The following is a 1,292-nucleotide window of genomic DNA, read 5'->3' as shown; positions in this document are numbered from 1 at the left end:
ACCCTGAGGGGCTGCACGGCGCCCTCGGTGAGGAGGGTGCCGCGTACGGCGAGTTGGGGGTCGTCGGTGCGTGCCGTACCGGAGCCGACGACGACCGCGTCGGCCTCGGCGCGCAGCCGGTGGACATCGGCCCGGGATTCGGGAGAGGTGATCCAGCGGCTGGTGCGGTCCGCGGCGGCGATCCGGCCGTCGAGGGTGGCGGCGTACTTCCAGACGACGTGGGGGCGGCCGAGACGCATCGCGGTGAGCCAGGCGGCGTTGCCCGCCGTGGCCTCGTCGGCGAGCAGTCCGGACTCGACCAGGACACCTGCCGCCCGCAGCCGTTCGGCGCCACCGGTGGCCAGGGGATTCGGGTCGCCGACGGCGTGGACGACCCGGCTGACCCCGGCGTCGATGAGGGCCTGGGCGCAGGGGCCGGTGCGGCCGGTGTGGTCGCACGGTTCCAGGGTGACGTACGCGGTGGCACCCCTGGCCCGTCCGCCCGCCTCCCTCAGGGCGTGCACTTCGGCGTGCGGGCCGCCCGCGCGCTGGTGGTGGCCCTCACCGACGGTCCGTCCTGAGGCGTCCGTGATGACGCATCCGACGACCGGGTTGGGGCTGGTGGAGCCGAGTCCGCGGGCGGCGAGCGCGATCGCTCGGCGCATGGCGGTGATGTCGGCTGCGGTGGCCACCGGGTCCTCCTGCCTCTTCGGGCACGGACTCCGGGGCCTGTCGATGACGACAGAGAGCGGACAACGTCTGGGGACCGCGCCGGGACCGCCGGGTGCCGATCGCCACCGAGGGCGATCAGCCGCCTTACGGCCGGCGTGCCGCCAAGGGCCGCCCGCCGCGCACTGCCTCCCATCCGGACTTTCACCGTCGGTCCAGGAATCTCACCTGGTCAACCGGCCGCTGGATGCGGACGGGTCGCGGACTGTAACCGCCGGCTCGGAATTGCACCGACCCCGGAGTGCGCTGCTGCTGATACCTGGCCAGTGTGCCACGCCCGGCTGTGAGCCATGCGGGTGATCCACTGTGGGCTGACTCACAGGGCCTCGGCGGGCCTGGGACATCTCGTCTGGATCTTGCTGGGCTCGCGTGCGCCGGCACCGCGCTCCCCCTGGGCCAGGGGGAGGCCCCCATCCACCGCCTTGCGATCCTCTCCCACAGCCTCCGGCGTGGGAGGTACCCCCACCTGGGCCCTGGCGGGCCCGGGGACCCCAGCCACACCCCGCCCACTGACCCAGCCTGATCCAAACGAAAGACCCTCGGGGCAGACCCCGGAGGACCTGGGCACATGGAGTCGGGGTGCC

Annotated in this window: 1 protein-coding gene and 1 riboswitch; the gene reads right to left on the bottom strand. The window is 73.7% G+C overall.

Translation table 11 applies throughout. The features are described from left to right. Nucleotides 1-671, bottom strand: a 671-nt coding sequence (gene ribD / locus ACWF94_RS40695) for a bifunctional diaminohydroxyphosphoribosylaminopyrimidine deaminase/5-amino-6-(5-phosphoribosylamino)uracil reductase RibD (RefSeq protein WP_453500364.1), incomplete at its 3' end; no start/stop codon positions are given. 155 nt (nucleotides 672-826) lie between these two features. Beyond that, a riboswitch (FMN riboswitch) is annotated at nucleotides 827-957 on the bottom strand. Nucleotides 958-1,292: the final 335 nt, after the last annotated feature.

The organism is Streptomyces sp. NPDC055078, assembly GCF_053607985.1.
Note: the sequence above shows the minus strand (reverse complement) of the source record. Positions and strands in the feature narration are given on the sequence as shown.